A 16,794-nucleotide genomic window follows, 5' to 3' on the forward strand; every position below is an offset into this window, starting at 1 on the left:
GACGGCGAAATGCGGCCGTCGAGATCGTAGCGGCCGCTGCGCGCGGTCAGGGCGAGCGCCGCGATCCCCGCACCCGATGCGTCGGCGGTCAGGCTGCCGTGCCAGTCGGTCCAGCTGCCCTGCCCGCCCAGCCGGAGCTTCACGGGGCGCGGCGTCCCGATGATCGCTCCGAACACACCGCCAGCCGGCGCGTTCAAGGCGGCTCCAACGTCGAACTTGTTACGATCGGGTTCGGCATCGAGCCGGAAAGCGAGTTGGTCGCCCGCGGCGCGCGCATCCAGCGCAACCATCGCCCGGCCATTGCGAATGTCTGCCTTGCCCGACAAGGTGCCGGTACGCGACTTGCCCGACACGCGGTCGCCGATGGTCAGCCGCGTGATTTCCAGTCGGCCAATGCGAATGTCGAAACCGGGGAGAATCGGTCCCTTAGTGCCCGTGGGCTTCAGGTTGGGTAATCGATGCAGGGTGGCGGTCGGCGCGGTCAGGAGGGTAATGTCCAGCCGGTTTGAAACATAGGCAAACGGCGACCAGTCGAGCGCGACGTCGCCACTTTCGAAAAACACGCCCGTGCTGTCGGACACGCGGACGTCATGGAGGTTGGCCCGGCCATAGATCGACCCGTCGATCCGCCCGACCTTGAAACGCAGGCCCGACGTCGGTGCGATCGCAGCAATGCGGTCGGTTATAAAGCGGTGCCCAATGCTGGTGTCGGCCAACCAGAAGGCCGCGCCAATGACCAGCACCAGCGCCAGCAATCCGCCACAGATCCACTTCAGCCACTTCAAAACGCCTGTCCCAGCGAGACATAAACCGCGATCGGCGTTTCACCCGGTCGCCGGGCGAGCGGCGTGCCGACATCGATGCGGATGGGGCCGAAGTTCGAGTAATAACGCAGGCCCACACCCGCACCCAGTCGCAGGCCCGTCAACTTTGGATAGGCGGTGGGAAAGATGTTACCGCCGTCCAGAAAAGGCACGATCCCAAAATTGCCGCCGAATTGCGAGGGCCTGATGCGCGCCTCCAGCGAGAATTCGGCCAGGCTGCGACCGCCGATCGGTTGATCGAGCACGTTGCGCGGGCCGATCTGCTGATAGCTATAGCCACGCACCGAGCCACCGCCGCCCGAATAGAACAGCCGCGACGGGGCGATATCCTCTCGCGACGCTCCCGCAATCCCGCCCACACGGACCCGCCCGGCCAGCACAAGCCGCTTGCCGAAGGGCTGGTAATAGCTGCCGTCCAGCTGCACGCGAGCATATCCGAACGTCCCCCCCTGCAATGACAGTTCGGGCGAAACCCTGCCAGCCAGCCGGAACCCACGCGTCGGGTTCAACAGGTCGTCCGAGCCGTCATAGGCCAGCGTCCCCGGCAGCGCGCCGATGAGGAAAGTGCGGCGCTGGGCGATCCCGACCGTCGGCACAAAGTCACGTTCATTGGAGGCGATGAGCTCAAAGCCGAAACTGTAGGTCCATTTCTTTTGCCAGATGATATTCGTCTGCCGCTCCAGGTTCGCGCCGACCTCGATGGTATTTGCGTCATAGGCGGCAAGGTTCGAATGACTCACGATGGCGCGGCCGTTTAGGACCACGTCGCGGCGTTGGAAATTACCCATGCGCAACGTTGCGCCGAGCAACTGTTCCTTCGTGCCCGCAACCCCGCGAAACGTCACCGCGCCCTCGGGCTTGATCAGGTTGCGGTGCTGCCAGCTTGCTTCGACGCGAAAGCCCTCGCCTGTGCCATAGCCGATTTCGCCCGCGACCGTCCGCTTCGGTGCGGGCTCCATCGTCGTTGAAATATCGACGGTGTCGGTGCCGACGGCAACCGGTTCCAGGATTACCGACGAGATGAGCCCGGTCGCGATCAATCCCCGGCGCAAATCATCGACCATCGCCTGGTCATAGGTCTGCCCGGGTCGGAAACGCGCAATCGTCTGGACGTGTCTGGGGCCGAACGGCGGTTTTTTTCCGGCGACCCGGATTGCCCCGAACTTGCGTTCGGTGCCGGGGTCTACCGTCAGCGCCAGCGTGGCAACGCGGGTCTCATGATCGACGACGACTTCAGACTCGGCAACCTTGGCAAAGGGAAAGCCCTCCCTCCCCAGCTTCTCGCGCAATGCCGCTTCGCCCGCGACGACGGTATCGGCATCGACCGGCGTGTCGACCTTCACGCCAAAGGCATCGCGCAGGCCGTCTGCCTTGCCATCAGTCGTGCCGAGCCCTGCGAGTTGCACCTCTGAAAAGCGATAGAGCGGCCCCGGATCGACCGTCAGCTTAACCGCCAACCGATCCCCGGCCGGCGCCACCGAAGTGTCGATGTCCGCATCGTAATAGCCCGCCGAACGCAACAAGGTGGACAGGAGTTCGGCATCGTCTCGCGCGCGACGGTCGATTTGGGCAACATTGGCGCGCTTCGATTGACCGGATTTCAAGACCGACAGCGCATCGAACCGGCTCTCGACCGCTCCCCCAATGCCCTCCAGCCCCACGACCGTGACGGCATAGCGCTGGTCGTCGCCCACTTCGGTGGTCTGAGCCGCACTCACCGGCGCATCGCCCTCGACCGCGTCCTTGGTGTTCAAGTCGGGCCATGGGATACCCAAATCCGGCAGCGGCGCCATCGGGGAATTCGGATCGAGCGCAAGAGTTTCCTGCGCAAAGGCAGGTCGACCGGCAACGACAAGCAGGGCCGCAACCGCGAGAAACGCTGCGCGCTGCGGCAAACGAACACCAAACATGGTGGCCGAACTAACGGCTTAAATGCGCCACCGCCATTGCTTTCGTAAAGGTCAGTGAATTGTGCCAACGGCTGCCGGGCCGGACAGTACCGCGATGAGCCGCTCGATCTGCCGCCAGCGACAGAATGCGACGACATTTCCCCGGTCGCGGCTGTCCTCGGCGCGCGTCGCCGCCTCGAACCCGGCATCGTCGCCGAATGCCAGGATCAAGGCATCGGCGTCGACCACGGTCTGGCGGTCGGCAACATAGGGATTCGTCATTGGGCTTCCTGATTTTCTGCTGTTCGTTCCCTATAACCGGTTGGTTCTGCCAAATGGCGCATCAGGGTGGTGAACAGTTGGTTGACCATCTAGTTGGTAGGTCTGGCTAGTTGGTAGGTCTGGCAAGCTGGTAGGTCTGACTGGCGATCCGGGCCCGGCTGTGGCAAGGAGCGCCATGGCTCAATCTCCTACAAATACGCGAAGCGGCGGAATATTCATTGCCATCGGTGCGTTCGCCGGTGTGTTTACCGGACGGCACTTCGGCCAGCCGACGATCGGCTTTATCGCCGGGCTGGCGCTGGGCGGATTGCTCGCCCTGCTTCTTTGGTTGAAGGACCGCCGCTGACTATCGCAGCTTGCGCCCGACCCATATGACGCGGCCGATCAATTCGATCTTGCTGAGGTCGCAGTCGGGCCAGCTCGGATAGGCGATGTTGTCGCTCTTGATCGTCACGCTGCGAGACACCGGATTGATTGCCAGCCGCTTCACGTTCAGGGCATCGTCGATCCGCAGGACATAAATCCCGTCGCGCAACCGGTCGGCCCCATCCGACCGATCGACCAGGATATCGTCGCCAGCGGCCAGCGATGGCACCATCGAATCTCCCTCAACCTGGATGACCGAGACCGAGGCCGGGTTCGCTGTCACCGTCCGCAGCCATTTCGCATCGAAGCCGATCTGGCCGGAGACGCTGTCCGAATCGAGCAACGACCCCGGACCTGCCGACGCCTGCGCAGCGATCTTGGGAATGGCGATCAGGTGGCTTGCCCCGCGGGTGCGCGCAGTGGCGGCGGTCGTTGGCAAGATGGCCGGACCGCCAAGCAATGATTCATCGACGCCGAAATATCGTGAAAGCGTTCGCCGATCATCTTCGTCGAGCTTTTTCGGAACACCCCGGCGGATGTATTGCTGCACATAAGCGGCGTTGCGTCCGATCAGCCGCGACAGCGACACATAGTCCTCGCCCCGCTCTCGGATAAGCCTGTCAAGGGTTTCGCGGGCATCAACCATTAAACGCACTTACCAATAGGAAAAGTCCTAGACAAGTAGGAAAATGCCGATGAGATAGGGAAATACCTATTCACGGAGTCGGGGAGTCTTCAAATGCACTTGTTGCGAGAAATCGAAGTTCATTTACGGCGGACGGGCATGGCGCCGACGCGGTTCGGTCGCGAATCGGTGCGCGATCCCCGCCTGGTCCACGACATGAAACGGGGCCGGGAGCCCGGTCGGGCTATGATCGCGCGCGTCCTAGCGTTCATCGAGTCACGCAAGTGAGCCGCGATGCCAGCAGCCGCCTGATCCGTGCCTTGGCCGTTTATTTCGGGTCGATGTCGGCGGTCGATCACCGGACGACGAAATGGTCGAGCGCGACGTTCACGGGCAGCCGCCACTTGATCTGGTTCAAGCCCGATCAGCAAGCCGACCTGGATGAACTATTGAAAAACCTGCCCGAGGTCGATCTGCCGATGCCCGGACATTTCGTCGCCGATATTGAAGTCGCCGAACGGCATGATCATGCCGATGGCGCACGTATCGGACTGCGCGCGCTGACGATTGCCGAAGCCTAGCGTGAAACGAACTTTTTCAGCGTGCCGAGCGCCTGGCGCATGTTCTCGTCGTCGCCATTCCGGACCGGAGGGGAATCCGGGGCGGGCAGTTGTTCATTGTCATGGACGATCCAGTCCTTCGACAATGCCAGTGGCGCTGCAACCGAATTCGGCGAATCCGGGCCGGGATCGTTCGCCGCGCGTCGAGCCAGGCCCGATTCAAGTCGACGGATAAGCGCCTGGATCGAAGTGTCGCCATCGTCCGGTTCGTCGGAGGGTGGCAAATCGAACTCTGCAACGCTCAGGGGCGCTTCCAGCACGGGCTCGGGTTCGGTTTTAACTTCAAGAACAGGCAGCCATTCGCTTTGGCGGCGCGGTTCGATCGGAGCCTCGGGTTCGGCTTCAGGTTCGACCTTGCGCAAATCGGAAATCGCCTCGTCCGACATCAGCGGCGCGCCAAGTTCGGCAGGCGCAAAGATCGGGCGGCGGCGTCCTTCGAACTTCACGGGCTCATCGATGGTGGCAGCGCCATCATCGGACCATAGTTTTGGCGCGGTGTGTGCTTTCACCAATTTCTCGACATTGGACAGCGCCAGCCACAACAGGCTGCCAACCACACCAAATGCCAGCCCGGCGGCAAGCACGCGCGCCGTCATGCCCAGCGGGGGTGCGGCAAATGACAGGATCGTCGGCAATCCACTTTGCGCGACGGTCCGGTCGAACAGCCATGAGGGGATGGCAATCACCAGGATCGCCGCCGCAGTTGCGAACATGCCGGCCACCACCGGTGCCAGGGGCGTGCGTGCCGCGCGTCGTGATAATGTCGCCATGGTCATCGATCCTGTTGCTGCCGGTTTGAGGCGAGCTTTTGATAAACCGGTTGGTAACGTGAAATGTTTGACGACCAGTTACGTTCGCGTTCGACAAATTTCCGGGCCATTGCACGCCGTGCGTCCCAATGCGGGCGATCGGCGAAAATTGCGGCCAATGACGTGGCGATCGCGGCCGGGTCATCGGGCGCGAACAGGGTTCCGGTCACGCCATCTTCGATCAGTTCGCGATGCCCACCGACGTCGGAGGCCGCCACCAGTCTGCCCTGCGCCATCGCCTCCAGCGGTTTCAGCGGCGTGACCAGATCGGTCAGCCGCATCTTTTTGCGCGGATAAGCCAGCACGTCGATCAGGCTGTAATAGCGTTCGACCTGATCGTGCGGCACGCGTCCGACAAAACATATGCTGTCGGCGACCGGCGACGCTGCGGCCTGGGCGTGGAGCGCGGCCTCCATCGGACCGCCGCCGACCAGCAGCAGTTTTGCGCTCGGTCGCACGGCAACCAGCGCAGGCATCGCAGCGATCAGGTCGTCCAGCCCCTCATAGTCGTAATAGCTCCCGATGAAGCCGACGACATCGGCCCCTGCCAGCCCCAGACGACGGACCAGCGCCGGGTCGGGCTTTACCGGCTTTCCGAACATCCCCAGGTCAACGCCGTTGGGTGACACCATGATCTTGTCCGGCGCAATCCCGCGCGCAATCAGGTCGCCGCGCAACCCCTCGCAGATCACTGCCACCGCATCGGCGCGCCGCACGGCCAGCGTCTCCAATCCCCGGATCGCGCGATACCGCAGCGACCCCTGACGGTCAGCGCCATTGCCGACCGCCGCATCTTCCCAGAAGGCGCGAATTTCATAAAGCAGCGGCAACTGCCGTCGTTTTGCCACGCGCAACGCCGCCATCGCATCGAGGACGGGCGAGTGGGCGTGCAATATGTCGGGCCTGAAGGCGTCGACCACATCGTCGATGCGCCCGGCAAAGGCCGAAATCTCTCCCAGCTCGCGCAGGAATTTACGATGTGTGGCAACCGGTGGCGTCCGGTCGAAGGTCAACCCATCATACACACCGGCGGGCGCCTGGTCCTCTTGCCGCAAACCGGTCACCCCGCGCACGATCAGTCCGCTCGCCCCTTGCGCCTTCATGATGGCGCGCGTGCGGAAAGTATAGCCGCTGTGCAATGGCAGGCTGTGATCGAGAATGTGAAGGATGCGCATATTCATTCGCTTTGGCACAATGGGCTTAATGCCGCGTCAACTGCAATGTTCTAGGGGCGGGAAGCAATGATCGACAATTTCTCCCTTGGCCTGACCCATGCGCTGCTGTTGTATGCCGCGTGGAAGCTGATGGCGCGACCCGACCTCGACGGCGAAAACAACCCCGACGCCACCGAACGCCCGCGCGGTTGGGGCCGGAACCGCGATGCGTGATCTTGCCTTCGTCGGGTTCCTGCTGGCGCTGATCGGCATGGGCTTCAAGCGTCCGTTCCTGTTTGTGCTCGCCTATGTCTATGTCGACATCGTCTCGCCACAACGGCTGACCTATATCCTGCTGAACAGCGTGCCCGTGTCCCTGATTCTGGTGTGTCTCGCGGTCGGGGCCTGGGCGATGGTCGACGACAAGCGGGACACCCGGTTTGCGCCGCGACAGGTGCTGCTGGCGATGTTGCTGATCTATTGCGGCATTACCACCACGCAGGCCGATTTCCCGATCGAGGCCGCCGACAAATGGAGCTGGGTATGGAAGGCGCTGGCCTTTGCCATTTTCCTGCCGCTGACGCTACGCACCCGCCTCCGCATCGAATCGCTGGTGCTGTTCATGGTCTTGTCCGCAGGGTCGATCATCATTGTTGGGGGCATCAAGACGCTGGCGGGTGGCGGGGGCTATGGCGCGCTGAACCTGATGATGGACAGCAATAGCGGCCTTTACGAGGGGAGCATCCTGTCGACCTTTGCGATTGCCATCGTCCCGCTGATCGCGTGGCTGGCGCGGTATGGAACGATTTATGCGCCCGACTGGCGCGTGCGCGGCTTTGCCGCCGCCCTGGCCTTTGCCTGCCTGCTGATCCCCATCGGCACGCAGGCGCGCACAGGGCTGATCTGCATCGGCGTGCTGGGGGTGACTTTCCTGCGGCAAACAAAGCGGCGCGTGCTGTATCTGGGTGCCATCGGTGCCGCCGCGCTGATCGCGGTGCCGCTGCTCCCGGCCAGTTTCACGACACGGATGAATACCATTCAGGGCTATCAGGCAGATTCGTCGGCATCGACCCGGATCGCGGTGTGGCAGTGGACGATCGGCTATGCGAAGGATCACCCGTTCGGCGGCGGGTTCGATGCCTATCGCCAGAACAAGCTGCGTCTCGTCAAGCATGAAACGGTGACGACGGGCGAGCAACAGGCCACCTCGACCGTTATCGAATACGACCAGGCGCGCGCCTATCACTCGTCGTATTTCGAGATGCTGGGCGAACAGGGATATCCGGGGCTCGCGCTGTGGCTGGCGATCCACCTGACCGGCCTGTTACGCATGGAGATACTGCGCGCGCGCTATCGCAAGAGTGTCGACGATGTCTGGATATCCAGCCTCGCCATCGCGCTTCAGCAGGCGCAGTTGATTTACCTGATCGGGTCGCTGTTCGTCGGCATCGCGTTCCAGCCGTTCGCCTATATGCTGATCGGGCTGCAGATCGGCCTCGATACCTATGCCACACGGCGCGCCCGGGAGGCGAAGTCCACCACCGGTTTTGCGTCCCCTGGCCGGACCGAGGCCAGCCCCGCCTGATCGAACATGGAACGACCCTTGCACAGGCGGGTTTCGTAAAGCTGTTACCGCAAGCGAGGCGCTCCCGAAATGATATCTTTTGTCGATCCTGAACTGCCCGGCATCACCCGCAGGAAAATGCGGCATGGCTGGGGCTATTGGGATGCCAAGGGGATGCGGATCACCGACCGGGACGAGATCGACCGGTTGAACAAGATCGCGCTGCCCCCCGCGTATCGCGACGCGTGGTTTTGCCCATCGCCCGACGGCCATATCCAGGCGATCGGTTATGACGCGCGGGGGCGGAAGCAATATCGCTATCATGTCGGGTTTCGCGCGGCCCAGGATGCGGCGAAATACGACAAGTGTTCGGCCTTCGGTCGCGCCCTGCCGCTGCTTCGTGCGCGGGTCGAGCGTGATCTGGCTGGCAATGCCACCGACCGCGATACCGTTATCGCCGCCGTCGTCCGTCTGCTGGACATCGGGCATCTGCGTGTCGGCAACGAAGCCTATGCGCAATCGAACAAGAGCTTTGGCGCGACCACACTCCGCAACCGCCACGTCAAGGTCGCGGGCCAGCGCCTCAACCTGCAATATCGTGCGAAGTCGGGCGTCATGCGAAAACTGACGATCACCGACAAGGGCCTCAGCCGTGTCGTCCGCCGCGTGCAGGACCTGCCCGGCCAGCACCTGTTCCAATACCGTGACGGCGCTGGCGAAGTTCGGTCAGTCGGCTCGGCGGAGGTCAACGCCTATATCCGCGAGGCGATGGGCGACGATTTTACCGCCAAGCATTTCCGCACCTGGAGCGCGAGCGTGATCGCACTGGAGCACGTGGTCAGCACGGCCGCCTCGGGCGTCAAGGTCAAGCTGGCCGAGTTGCTGGAACCCGTCGCCGCCGCACTCGGCAACACCCCGACGATCGCGCGCAAGTCCTACGTCCACCCCACTGTGCTGGAACACGCCACGGGGGCAGTGACCGACGCGCTTCGCTTGCCGCGCAAGACGCGTTGGCTGCAACCGGCAGAACGCGCGCTGATCGAACTGCTTGACGCGGGAGCGAAGGCTGTATCCAAAGCCGCCTGATGAATAGCACTGCCAAACTACCCTCGCTCGCCGAGCGGATCGTACAATTGTGGAACGACAGCTTTGCCTGGCTGACCAGCCACAGTGCCCAGATCCTGCTAGCCGCAATATTGGGGGCGGTTATTGTCGCCATCCTGTTCGGCGCAAAGCTGCTGGGCGAACGCCTGTGCCGCGGTGATCCGGCTCGTAGCCGGTGGCGCTCGGTTATCGGCAAGGCGCTGGCGACCACGCGCGTCTGGTTCATGATCGTCGCCGCTGCTCAGATCGTCGCGACCTATGCCCACGCACCCCAGGATCTGGCGCACACCATTTATTTCCTGTTCGTCATCGCCGCGACGCTGCAATCCGCGATCTTTGTCCGTGAACTGATCCTCGGCAGCATTGAACATCGGGCCAGCGGGCATGAAACGCTGGGCAGCGCGCTGACCATCATTCGCCTGCTGGTGACCGCGGCAGTATTTTCGATCGCGCTGGTCCTCATCCTGTCGAACCTTGGCGTCAACGTCACCGGGCTGGTGGCGGGCCTCGGCGTTGGCGGCATCGCGATCGGGCTGGCGGCACAGGGCATTTTCAAGGACCTGTTCGGCGCGCTCGCCATTCTGTTCGACCGGCCGTTTCGCGTCGGTGAGACGATCAGGTTCGGCGACACCACCGGCAGGGTCGAAGCGATCGGCCTGAAGACGACGCGCATCCGCTCAATCGACGGTGAACAGATCATCATGTCGAACAACAAGCTGCTCGACACGCAAATTCACAACATGCACGGTATTGCGGAACGTCGCGTGGTGCTGACCCTGCCGCTGCACTACGCCAATCCGGGGGCCAGTCTAGCCACCATCCCCGACCTGCTCCGCGCGGTCGTCGAAGGCGTGCCCGATTGCCGGTTCGACCATGCCTGGCTCAATGCGTTCGGTGACAATGCGATCAAGGTCGAGCTGATGTTCCACGTTACCAAGGGCGCAATCGAGGTGCGCGATGCCGCCCGGCACGCCGTCATCGCCGGAGCGGTCGACGTCCTGCAAAAGGCGGGCATCGCCTTCAGTTTTCAAGCTGCCTTGCCCGACCTGATGCCGGGCACCAATGTCGCTGATATTGCGCCTGCCACGGATGCGCGCGCCCCGGTGTGATTCGCCCTGCGCCAACAGTAAATCGGACGTTGCGGAAACCGCAATTTTTGACTTGGTCGCCCGCAAAGCGGTAACTGCCCTGCGTCAGGGGCCAACCACGACCCGGCGAACGACAGGAACTTGGATGCCCAGCGTTACCGCCGATGAACTGATGGCCATGATCGGCCAGGTGGTCGGCGTATCCGACTGGCTCTGCGTCGACCAGGCGATGATCGACAAGTTTGCCGATGCCACCGGCGACCACCAGTTTATCCATATCGATCCACAACGCGCTGCGCAGACGCCGTTCGGGGGCACCATCGCCCATGGTTTTCTGACGCTGTCCCTGATGCCGATCCTGATGGAAAGGACGGTCTTGCCCAGGCTCGACAATGTCAGGATGGGCGTCAATTATGGGGGCAACAAATGCCGTTTCCTAGCCCCCGTCCGTTCGGGCAAGAATATCCGCGGACATTTCAGGTTGCTGGAATTCGCCGAAAAGCGTCCCGGCCAGTTTCAACAGACGGTCGAATTCACCGCTGAGATCGAAGGCGAGGACAAGCCCGCCCTGATTGCGGAATGGATCACCCAGATTTTCACTTGAGCTACAACCCCACGTTTTTACGACCGACATCAACAATAACAGGACCCTGATCATGCGCGACGCCCTTATCGTATCGACCGCCCGGACGCCCATCGGTCGCGCCTATCGCGGCGCCTTCAACGCCACGCCTGCGCCAACCCTGGGTGGTTATTCGATCAAGGCCGCGGTGGAACGCGCCGGGATCGACGGTGCCGAAGTTGATGACGTGGTTTTCGGCTGCGCGTTGCAGCAGGGTCACCAGGCTGGCAACATCGCCCGCACTGCGCTCCTCCGCGCCGGGCTGCCGGTCAGTGTGTCGGGCATGTCGATCGACCGTCAATGCTCGTCGGGTTTGATGGCCATCGCAACCGCCGCCAAGCAGATCATCGTGGACAACATGGACATCACCATCGGCGGCGGCGTCGAGTCCATCTCGCTGGTGCAGACCCCGCAGATGCGCGTCGCTCCCGATCCCGAACTCGTTAAGATGCACCACGACGTTTATATGCCGATGCTGCAAACCGCCGAAGTCGTTGCCAAGCGTTATGGCATCAGTCGCGACGCGATGGACGAATATGCGCTCCAGTCGCAACAGCGCACTGCCGCCGCGCAGGCCGCCGGATATTACGACCAGGAAATCGTCAGCGTCACGGCCAACATGGCGGTCGTGAACAAGGAAACCAAAGAGGTCTCCTACCGCGAGGTTACCCTTGCCAAGGACGAAGGCAATCGTCCCGAAACAACGCTCGATGGTCTGAAGTCGCTACCCCCGGTCATGGGTCCCGATTTCACGATCACCGCAGGCAATGCCAGCCAGTTGTCCGACGGTTCCTCATCGTCGGTGCTGATGGAAGCCAAGATGGCCGAACGTCGTGGCCTGACGCCGCTCGGTCGGTACGTCGGCATCGCAGTCGGCGGCACCGAACCCGACGAGATGGGGATCGGCCCGGTCATTGCCATTCCAAAGCTGTTGAAGCAATTCAATCTGAAAATGGACGATATCGGTCTGTGGGAACTGAACGAGGCGTTTGCTGTCCAGGTGCTTTATTGCCGCGACAAGCTTGGCATCCCAAATGAATTGCTGAATGTCTCGGGCGGCGCGATCTCGATCGGCCATCCTTATGGCATGACGGGAGCACGGGCGACCGGCCACGCGCTGATCGAGGGCAAGCGGCGTGGGGCCAAATATGTGGTCGTCACCATGTGTATCGGCGGTGGCATGGGTGCCGCCGGCTTGTTCGAGGTCCTTTAACTTCGCGCCCCCCGGCCCAATTGGGTTGGGGGGAACGGCTTGCCATCCCACCCGTTTTGTTTCCGTAGTCAATGGAGACGATATGATGGCGGACGACGCAATTATCACGGCAAAATTCTGGAAGGCGCTGAAATCCGACCGGACGATGTTCCTCGGACTCGCCGAAGGTGAAGACGGCCACGCCCGCCCGATGACCGCGCAAATCGAAGGCGACGAGGGTGGCCCGATCTGGTTCTTCACCGCAACGGACAATCATCTTTATACAGGCGTCGGACAGGGTGCGCGTGCGATGGCGCATTTCGTGTCCAAAGGCCATGATGTCTGGGCAACCGTCCACGGTGACCTGACGACGTCAACCGACCGGGCCACCATCGACCGGCTTTGGAACCCCTTCGTAGCGGCGTGGTATGAGAGCAAGGATGATCCGAAGATTGCGCTGATCCGCCTGAACCCCGATCAGGCCGAAATCTGGATCGACGCATCCAGCATCGTGGCCGGGATCAAGATGCTGGTCGGGATCGATCCCAAGAAGGACTATAAGGACAAGGTGGCCGAGGTAACGCTCTAAGCTATTATGCCCGACTTCCGCCCTGTTGGCGGAGGCCGGGCACCGCTGCGATCCCGGTTGAGACGCTGCCATAACGCTGCTAGGCGCGGCGAATGGCAAAAAACCCTGACGTGTCGAACAGCCGCAAGCTCGGAAATCTTAAAATCGTCTGGGGATTTGCGCTCCAATATCCGTGGCGCATCGCCGGGGCTTGCCTGGCGTTAATTGTCGCTGCGGCGGCGACACTTGCGATTCCGGCGGGTTTCCAACAGGTCATCGACCAGGGGTTCGGCGGCCATACCGCAGCAGCGCCGATAAGGTCGCCGATGCTGGTAATGCTTAAGGGCTCGTTGGGCCAGTATCTCGATGTCGGAATTAATTTCTGGTTCGAACTCCTGTTGGCGACGGTCGTCGTGCTGGCGCTGGCAACGGCTACCCGCTTTTACTTCGTGTCCTGGCTGGGCGAGCGCGTCATCGCCGATCTGCGCGCCGCCGTGCAGCGCAACTTGGTCACGCTGTCACCAAGTTTTTTTGAGGAGAATCGTCCGTCGGAGATCGCGTCGCGCCTCACCGCCGACACGTCGATCATCGAACAGGTGGTCGGCACGACGGTATCGGTGGCGCTGCGTAATATCGTCATCGGTGTTGGCGGGATCGGCTATCTGTTTTCGGTCGCGCCGCGCCTGACGGCCCTGTTACTTATCGGTATTCCCGTCATTGTTCTCCCGATCGTTGTGCTTGGCCGTCGGCTTGAGCGGATTTCACGCCAGAGTCAGGATCGGATCGCCGATGTCGGTTCGATTGCGTCGGAAACGCTGGGCGCGATGAAGATCGTTCAGGCTTTCGGGCAGCAGGATCGCGAAGTCGGTCGCTTCCGCGACGCCGTGGAAAACACGTTTTCGACCGCACAGCGGCGAATTGCGCTCCGCTCGGTGATGACCGCAGTTGTCATCACGCTGATTTTCGGGGCTATCACGCTCGTCATGTGGCAAGGCGCGCTGGACGTCATGGCGGGCAAGCTGACCGGAGGAAGCATTGCCGCTTTCGTCTTGACCGGCGGGCTGGTCGCGGGCGCTTTCGGTGCCTTGACCGAGGTTTACGGCGACTTGTTACGCGGATCGGCAGCCGCCGGTCGGCTGGCCGAGTTGCTGAACGAGCGCCCTTCGATTGCGGCACCCGCTCTGCCGATTCCGCTGCCCGAACCGGCGCAGGGACGCGTGTCGTTTTCGCATGTCGAGTTTCGCTACCCAACGCGCCCCGACGTCAGCGCACTGGTGGACTTTTCTCTCGACGTCGCACCAGGGGAAACAGTCGCGGTCGTCGGGCCCTCGGGGGCGGGCAAGACGACCTTGTTTCAATTGATCCAGCGCTTCTATGACCCCGCTGCGGGAACGGTCAGCGTCGACGGCGTCGCCCTGCCGCTTACCGACCCCGCCTGGGTTCGCGCGCGCATCGCCATGGTGCCGCAGGAAACGGTGATCTTTGCCGCCAGCGCCCGCGACAATCTGCGCTATGGCCGGTGGGATGCCGATGACGATGCCCTCTGGTCGGCAGCAGAAGCCGCCAATGCCGCGGAGTTCCTGCGCAAACTGCCCGACGGCCTCGACACGTTCATGGGCGAGGGTGGCGCACGGCTATCGGGTGGGCAACGGCAACGGCTGGCCATCGCCCGCGCGATCTTACGCAACGCCCCGATCCTTTTGCTTGATGAGGCGACATCGGCTCTCGACGCAGAAAGTGAGCGGCTGGTTCAGGACGCGCTCGATCGGTTGATGGAAAACCGCACCACGATCGTAATCGCCCACCGCCTCGCAACAGTGCGCGCCGCCGACCGGATCATCGTGATGAGCGACGGCCGGATTGTCGAAGAGGGCAATCATGACTCGTTGAGCCGGTCGGATGGGCTTTACGCACGACTGGCGAGGTTGCAGTTTGAGGGCATGGCGGCCTGATTGCGTCAGTGATTGTTACTCCGGCCAAGTCCGGAGACCGTGCGGGGTTCGAGCGCTTACGGTGTCGGGCTGCCCTCTGGACCCAGAGCTTTGCCGGGCTGACGGCCAGTCTAGTGCTGCCGCCACTGCAGCGGACGACGGCGCACTGGCGGGCAAAGAGAAGGTCCTGGATGCGGAACACTGTATCCCGCCGCTACCCACGGCAGGCACAAGAAAGGCGCGCTGTTGCCAGCGCGCCTTGTTTTCTAGTCTCTCGCTGGTTCAGCAGGGGTAAGCCCTATTTGGCGAACTGGGCATATTGCTCGTTGCCGACAAAACCCATCTTGGAAACCTTGGCCCGCTTGATCTCGGCGAACACGCGGTCTGCAACATCGTAGCGCGATTGCGGATCGGGCTGGACATGCAGTTCGGGCTCGGGAGCCATGTCCCGGGTGCGCCCGAGATAATCACGCAACGTCGCCATATCGATCGGCGTCGCATTCCACAGGATCGTGCCTGCGGGATCGATCGACAGCTTGTTCACCACCGGGTCGATCGGTGGCTTAGGCTGGTTCGGGTTGTTCGCGGGAAGATCGATCTTCACGGCGTGCGTCTGGATCGGAATCGTGATTATGAGCATGACGAGGAGCACGAGCATGACGTCGATCAACGGCGTCGTGTTCATTTCCATCATCGGATCATCGTCATTACCGCCGGTACTCATTGCCATCGGGCAAACTCCTCAAAATCTTGTCAGTCGGTTGCGGTCAGCCGCCGTTCGGTGGTGGCTCCGAAATAAATCCGACCTTTGTGAAACCGGCCATCTGGAAATTATAGATTGGTCCGGCGATGCACCGCCATGGCGTGTTGATGTCGCCACGGATGTGCGCTTCGGGAAGTTCGAGGCCCGGCGCATCGACGCCGCCCTGCCGCGCGATTTCATCCTTCAACTTCTTGACGGCGCGATCGAGCAGCTCAGTCGAGTCGACGGGGGACTGGCCCCAGTAAACCTGGCAAGCTCCATTCGAACTGGCCTTGATCGACAGCGACACGTTCTCGGGCTTGGTGGTCGTCGGATCGAACCGGACCTTGGGCAGCTCAAGCGGAATCTTTTGTACGATCGCCGGAATGGTGATCAGAAATATGATCAGCATGACCAACATGACATCGACGAGCGGTGTCGTGTTGATGTCCGACATCGGCTGGTCGTCGCCTTCGTCGCCACCTACACTCATTGACATATAACGATCCTGTCCCGTTCGGGAAATCGGGGGGCCGAGCGCCCCCCTTCATGGTTGGTAGAGCATCTAGTTGGCACCGGTTTTGAGATAACCGGCGCCGGATATCAGGCCTTGATTGGCGCTGTTGGAGCAGGCTTGGCAGGTGCCATCGGCTTGGCCGCAACACGCGCGCCGGCCGAAGGCTTGACCGCGCCGCCCGAAGCCATCCAGCCGTGGACATCGTTCGTAAACGTACCAAGGTTTTCCGAGATCATCTTGTTGCGGCTCTGGAGCCAGTTGTAGGCAAGCACGGCAGGAACCGCGACGGCGAGGCCGATGGCGGTCATAATGAGCGCTTCACCGACCGGACCAGCAACGGTGTCGATCGACGCCTGGCCAGCCGTACCGATAGCCAGCAGAGCGCCGAGAATACCGATGACGGTGCCGAACAGACCGATAAACGGTGCGGTCGAACCCGTGGTCGCCAGGAATGCGAGGCCGGACTTCAGCTTCGAATCGATCGCAGCGCGGGTGCGCGACAGCGACATCTGGGTCCAGTCATGCGCGTCGACCGGATCGGTCAGCAGCGTGTGCTGGTCCTGAGCGCGCAGGCCGTCGTCGACGATCTGGCGATAGGCGCTGTCCTTGTCGAGTTTCGACGCGGCTTCCTTCAGGCTGGTCGCATTCCAAAACGCGGCGCGAACCTTTTTGCCCTCGTTGATAATCTTTTGCTGTTCCCACAGCTTGGCGAACAGGATGTAGAGCGAAATCATGAACATAGCCACGAGAATGAGGAACACGCCCCATGTCAGTGCGCCACCCTGTTTCAGAGCGGCGGTCAGGCCGAATTTCGCTTCGTGAGAGCCCGCTGCCTCGCCTGCAGCGACCTGGCCGGCTGCGATGATCTGGATCAACATGTTTCGTTTATTCCCTTGA

General features: G+C 62.1%; 18 protein-coding genes and 1 pseudogene. 10 read left to right on the forward strand and 9 right to left on the reverse strand.

Translation table 11 applies throughout. The features are described from left to right. From Q0R02_RS05500 to Q0R02_RS05510, 3 genes and pseudogenes are all read right to left on the reverse strand, one after another. Nucleotides 1–785, reverse strand: a pseudogene (locus tag Q0R02_RS05500) (translocation/assembly module TamB); the annotation flags it as partial. Next, the gene (locus Q0R02_RS05505) at nucleotides 782–2,734 is read right to left on the reverse strand and encodes an autotransporter assembly complex family protein (protein WP_293881514.1); all 1,953 of its coding nucleotides are present in this window, start codon (nucleotides 2,732–2,734) and stop codon (nucleotides 782–784) included. The gene Q0R02_RS05505 and the pseudogene Q0R02_RS05500, both read right to left, overlap by 4 nt. Before the next feature lie 51 nt (nucleotides 2,735–2,785). Further along, nucleotides 2,786–2,995, reverse strand: coding sequence for a hypothetical protein (locus Q0R02_RS05510; protein WP_293881515.1), 210 nt, complete (start codon nucleotides 2,993–2,995; stop codon nucleotides 2,786–2,788). 175 nt (nucleotides 2,996–3,170) lie between these two features. On the opposite strand from Q0R02_RS05510, the gene Q0R02_RS05515 reads away from it, so the two are divergent. Beyond that, nucleotides 3,171–3,341 carry a hypothetical protein gene (locus tag Q0R02_RS05515; protein ID WP_293881516.1) on the forward strand — a complete coding sequence of 57 codons (171 nt, stop codon included), beginning with the start codon at nucleotides 3,171–3,173 and terminating at the stop codon, nucleotides 3,339–3,341. Here the strand turns inward: Q0R02_RS05515 and Q0R02_RS05520 are convergent, their stop codons facing one another. After that, on the reverse strand, nucleotides 3,342–4,007 hold the full coding sequence (locus Q0R02_RS05520; protein ID WP_293881517.1) for a S24 family peptidase: 666 nt from the start codon (nucleotides 4,005–4,007) through the stop codon (nucleotides 3,342–3,344). It lies immediately after the preceding gene. A 263-nt stretch (nucleotides 4,008–4,270) separates the two neighbouring features. Between Q0R02_RS05520 and Q0R02_RS05525 the strand changes: the two genes are divergently transcribed. Then, nucleotides 4,271–4,567: a hypothetical protein gene (locus Q0R02_RS05525; RefSeq protein ID WP_293881518.1), complete on the forward strand. Its 297-nt coding sequence runs from the start codon at nucleotides 4,271–4,273 to the stop codon at nucleotides 4,565–4,567. Here the strand turns inward: Q0R02_RS05525 and Q0R02_RS05530 are convergent. Then, complete coding sequence (locus Q0R02_RS05530; RefSeq protein WP_293881519.1) at nucleotides 4,564–5,376, reverse strand: hypothetical protein; 813 nt, start codon at nucleotides 5,374–5,376, stop codon at nucleotides 4,564–4,566. The genes Q0R02_RS05525 and Q0R02_RS05530 overlap by 4 nt on opposite strands. 2 nt (nucleotides 5,377–5,378) lie before the next feature. Then, the gene (locus tag Q0R02_RS05535; RefSeq protein ID WP_293881520.1) at nucleotides 5,379–6,590 is read right to left on the reverse strand and encodes a TIGR04063 family PEP-CTERM/XrtA system glycosyltransferase; all 1,212 of its coding nucleotides are present in this window, start codon (nucleotides 6,588–6,590) and stop codon (nucleotides 5,379–5,381) included. Between the two features lie 66 nt (nucleotides 6,591–6,656). On the opposite strand from Q0R02_RS05535, the gene Q0R02_RS05540 reads away from it, so the two are divergent. The 8 genes from Q0R02_RS05540 to Q0R02_RS05575 all read left to right on the forward strand — a co-directional run bounded on the left by Q0R02_RS05540 (nucleotide 6,657) and on the right by Q0R02_RS05575 (nucleotide 14,659). Then, entirely contained in the window at nucleotides 6,657–6,803 is a 147-nt protein-coding gene (locus Q0R02_RS05540) for a hypothetical protein (RefSeq protein WP_293881521.1), read from the forward strand. Then, nucleotides 6,796–8,154, forward strand: a complete 1,359-nt coding sequence (locus Q0R02_RS05545; RefSeq protein ID WP_293881522.1) for a putative O-glycosylation ligase, exosortase A system-associated — start codon at nucleotides 6,796–6,798, stop codon at nucleotides 8,152–8,154. The genes Q0R02_RS05540 and Q0R02_RS05545 overlap by 8 nt, the downstream gene beginning before the upstream one ends. Before the next feature lie 69 nt (nucleotides 8,155–8,223). Beyond that, on the forward strand, nucleotides 8,224–9,219 hold the full coding sequence (locus tag Q0R02_RS05550; RefSeq protein ID WP_293881523.1) for a DNA topoisomerase IB: 996 nt from the start codon (nucleotides 8,224–8,226) through the stop codon (nucleotides 9,217–9,219). Next, a complete protein-coding gene (locus Q0R02_RS05555; protein WP_293881524.1) occupies nucleotides 9,219–10,346 on the forward strand; it encodes a mechanosensitive ion channel domain-containing protein in 1,128 nt (375 codons plus the stop codon). The genes Q0R02_RS05550 and Q0R02_RS05555 overlap by 1 nt, the downstream gene beginning before the upstream one ends. A gap of 124 nt (nucleotides 10,347–10,470) precedes the next feature. Further along, complete coding sequence (locus Q0R02_RS05560; RefSeq protein ID WP_293881525.1) at nucleotides 10,471–10,929, forward strand: MaoC family dehydratase; 459 nt, start codon at nucleotides 10,471–10,473, stop codon at nucleotides 10,927–10,929. Nucleotides 10,930–10,981: 52 nt separating this feature from the next. Further along, the gene (locus Q0R02_RS05565; protein WP_293881526.1) at nucleotides 10,982–12,160 is read left to right on the forward strand and encodes an acetyl-CoA C-acyltransferase; all 1,179 of its coding nucleotides are present in this window, start codon (nucleotides 10,982–10,984) and stop codon (nucleotides 12,158–12,160) included. An 82-nt stretch (nucleotides 12,161–12,242) separates the two neighbouring features. Then, on the forward strand, nucleotides 12,243–12,728 hold the full coding sequence (locus Q0R02_RS05570) for a pyridoxamine 5'-phosphate oxidase family protein (RefSeq protein ID WP_293881527.1): 486 nt from the start codon (nucleotides 12,243–12,245) through the stop codon (nucleotides 12,726–12,728). Nucleotides 12,729–12,820: 92 nt separating this feature from the next. Beyond that, nucleotides 12,821–14,659 (forward strand): ABC transporter transmembrane domain-containing protein, encoded by a 1,839-nt coding sequence (locus Q0R02_RS05575; RefSeq protein ID WP_293881528.1) that lies wholly within the window; start codon nucleotides 12,821–12,823, stop codon nucleotides 14,657–14,659. 277 nt (nucleotides 14,660–14,936) lie between these two features. Here the strand turns inward: Q0R02_RS05575 and Q0R02_RS05580 are convergent, their stop codons facing one another. The 3 genes from Q0R02_RS05580 to Q0R02_RS05590 form a co-directional block, all read right to left on the reverse strand. After that, a complete protein-coding gene (locus tag Q0R02_RS05580) occupies nucleotides 14,937–15,368 on the reverse strand; it encodes a biopolymer transporter ExbD (RefSeq protein ID WP_293881529.1) in 432 nt (143 codons plus the stop codon). 37 nt (nucleotides 15,369–15,405) lie between these two features. Then, the gene (locus Q0R02_RS05585) at nucleotides 15,406–15,879 is read right to left on the reverse strand and encodes a biopolymer transporter ExbD (protein WP_293881530.1); all 474 of its coding nucleotides are present in this window, start codon (nucleotides 15,877–15,879) and stop codon (nucleotides 15,406–15,408) included. A gap of 104 nt (nucleotides 15,880–15,983) precedes the next feature. Beyond that, on the reverse strand, nucleotides 15,984–16,775 hold the full coding sequence (locus Q0R02_RS05590) for a MotA/TolQ/ExbB proton channel family protein (protein ID WP_293881531.1): 792 nt from the start codon (nucleotides 16,773–16,775) through the stop codon (nucleotides 15,984–15,986). Nucleotides 16,776–16,794 lie beyond the last annotated feature (19 nt).

The organism is Sphingomonas sp. (assembly GCF_025353885.1).
In the GTDB taxonomy this organism is placed as follows: Bacteria; Pseudomonadota; Alphaproteobacteria; order Sphingomonadales; family Sphingomonadaceae; genus Sphingomonas_O.

Excerpts from the sequence above, each read along its gene's own strand:
- Q0R02_RS05505 (WP_293881514.1), bottom strand. The coding sequence starts at position 2,734 with ATGTTTGGTGTTCGTTTGCCGCAGCGCGCAGCGTTTCTCGCGGTTGCG.
- Q0R02_RS05510 (WP_293881515.1), bottom strand. The coding sequence starts at position 2,995 with ATGACGAATCCCTATGTTGCCGACCGCCAGACCGTGGTCGACGCCGAT.
- Q0R02_RS05515 (WP_293881516.1), top strand. The coding sequence starts at position 3,171 with ATGGCTCAATCTCCTACAAATACGCGAAGCGGCGGAATATTCATTGCC.
- Q0R02_RS05520 (WP_293881517.1), bottom strand. The coding sequence starts at position 4,007 with ATGGTTGATGCCCGCGAAACCCTTGACAGGCTTATCCGAGAGCGGGGC.
- Q0R02_RS05530 (WP_293881519.1), bottom strand. The coding sequence starts at position 5,376 with ATGGCGACATTATCACGACGCGCGGCACGCACGCCCCTGGCACCGGTG.
- Q0R02_RS05535 (WP_293881520.1), bottom strand. The coding sequence starts at position 6,590 with ATGCGCATCCTTCACATTCTCGATCACAGCCTGCCATTGCACAGCGGC.
- Q0R02_RS05540 (WP_293881521.1), top strand. The coding sequence starts at position 6,657 with ATGATCGACAATTTCTCCCTTGGCCTGACCCATGCGCTGCTGTTGTAT.
- Q0R02_RS05545 (WP_293881522.1), top strand. The coding sequence starts at position 6,796 with ATGCGTGATCTTGCCTTCGTCGGGTTCCTGCTGGCGCTGATCGGCATG.
- Q0R02_RS05550 (WP_293881523.1), top strand. The coding sequence starts at position 8,224 with ATGATATCTTTTGTCGATCCTGAACTGCCCGGCATCACCCGCAGGAAA.
- Q0R02_RS05555 (WP_293881524.1), top strand. The coding sequence starts at position 9,219 with ATGAATAGCACTGCCAAACTACCCTCGCTCGCCGAGCGGATCGTACAA.
- Q0R02_RS05560 (WP_293881525.1), top strand. The coding sequence starts at position 10,471 with ATGCCCAGCGTTACCGCCGATGAACTGATGGCCATGATCGGCCAGGTG.
- Q0R02_RS05565 (WP_293881526.1), top strand. The coding sequence starts at position 10,982 with ATGCGCGACGCCCTTATCGTATCGACCGCCCGGACGCCCATCGGTCGC.
- Q0R02_RS05570 (WP_293881527.1), top strand. The coding sequence starts at position 12,243 with ATGATGGCGGACGACGCAATTATCACGGCAAAATTCTGGAAGGCGCTG.
- Q0R02_RS05575 (WP_293881528.1), top strand. The coding sequence starts at position 12,821 with ATGGCAAAAAACCCTGACGTGTCGAACAGCCGCAAGCTCGGAAATCTT.
- Q0R02_RS05580 (WP_293881529.1), bottom strand. The coding sequence starts at position 15,368 with ATGGCAATGAGTACCGGCGGTAATGACGATGATCCGATGATGGAAATG.
- Q0R02_RS05585 (WP_293881530.1), bottom strand. The coding sequence starts at position 15,879 with ATGTCAATGAGTGTAGGTGGCGACGAAGGCGACGACCAGCCGATGTCG.
- Q0R02_RS05590 (WP_293881531.1), bottom strand. The coding sequence starts at position 16,775 with ATGTTGATCCAGATCATCGCAGCCGGCCAGGTCGCTGCAGGCGAGGCA.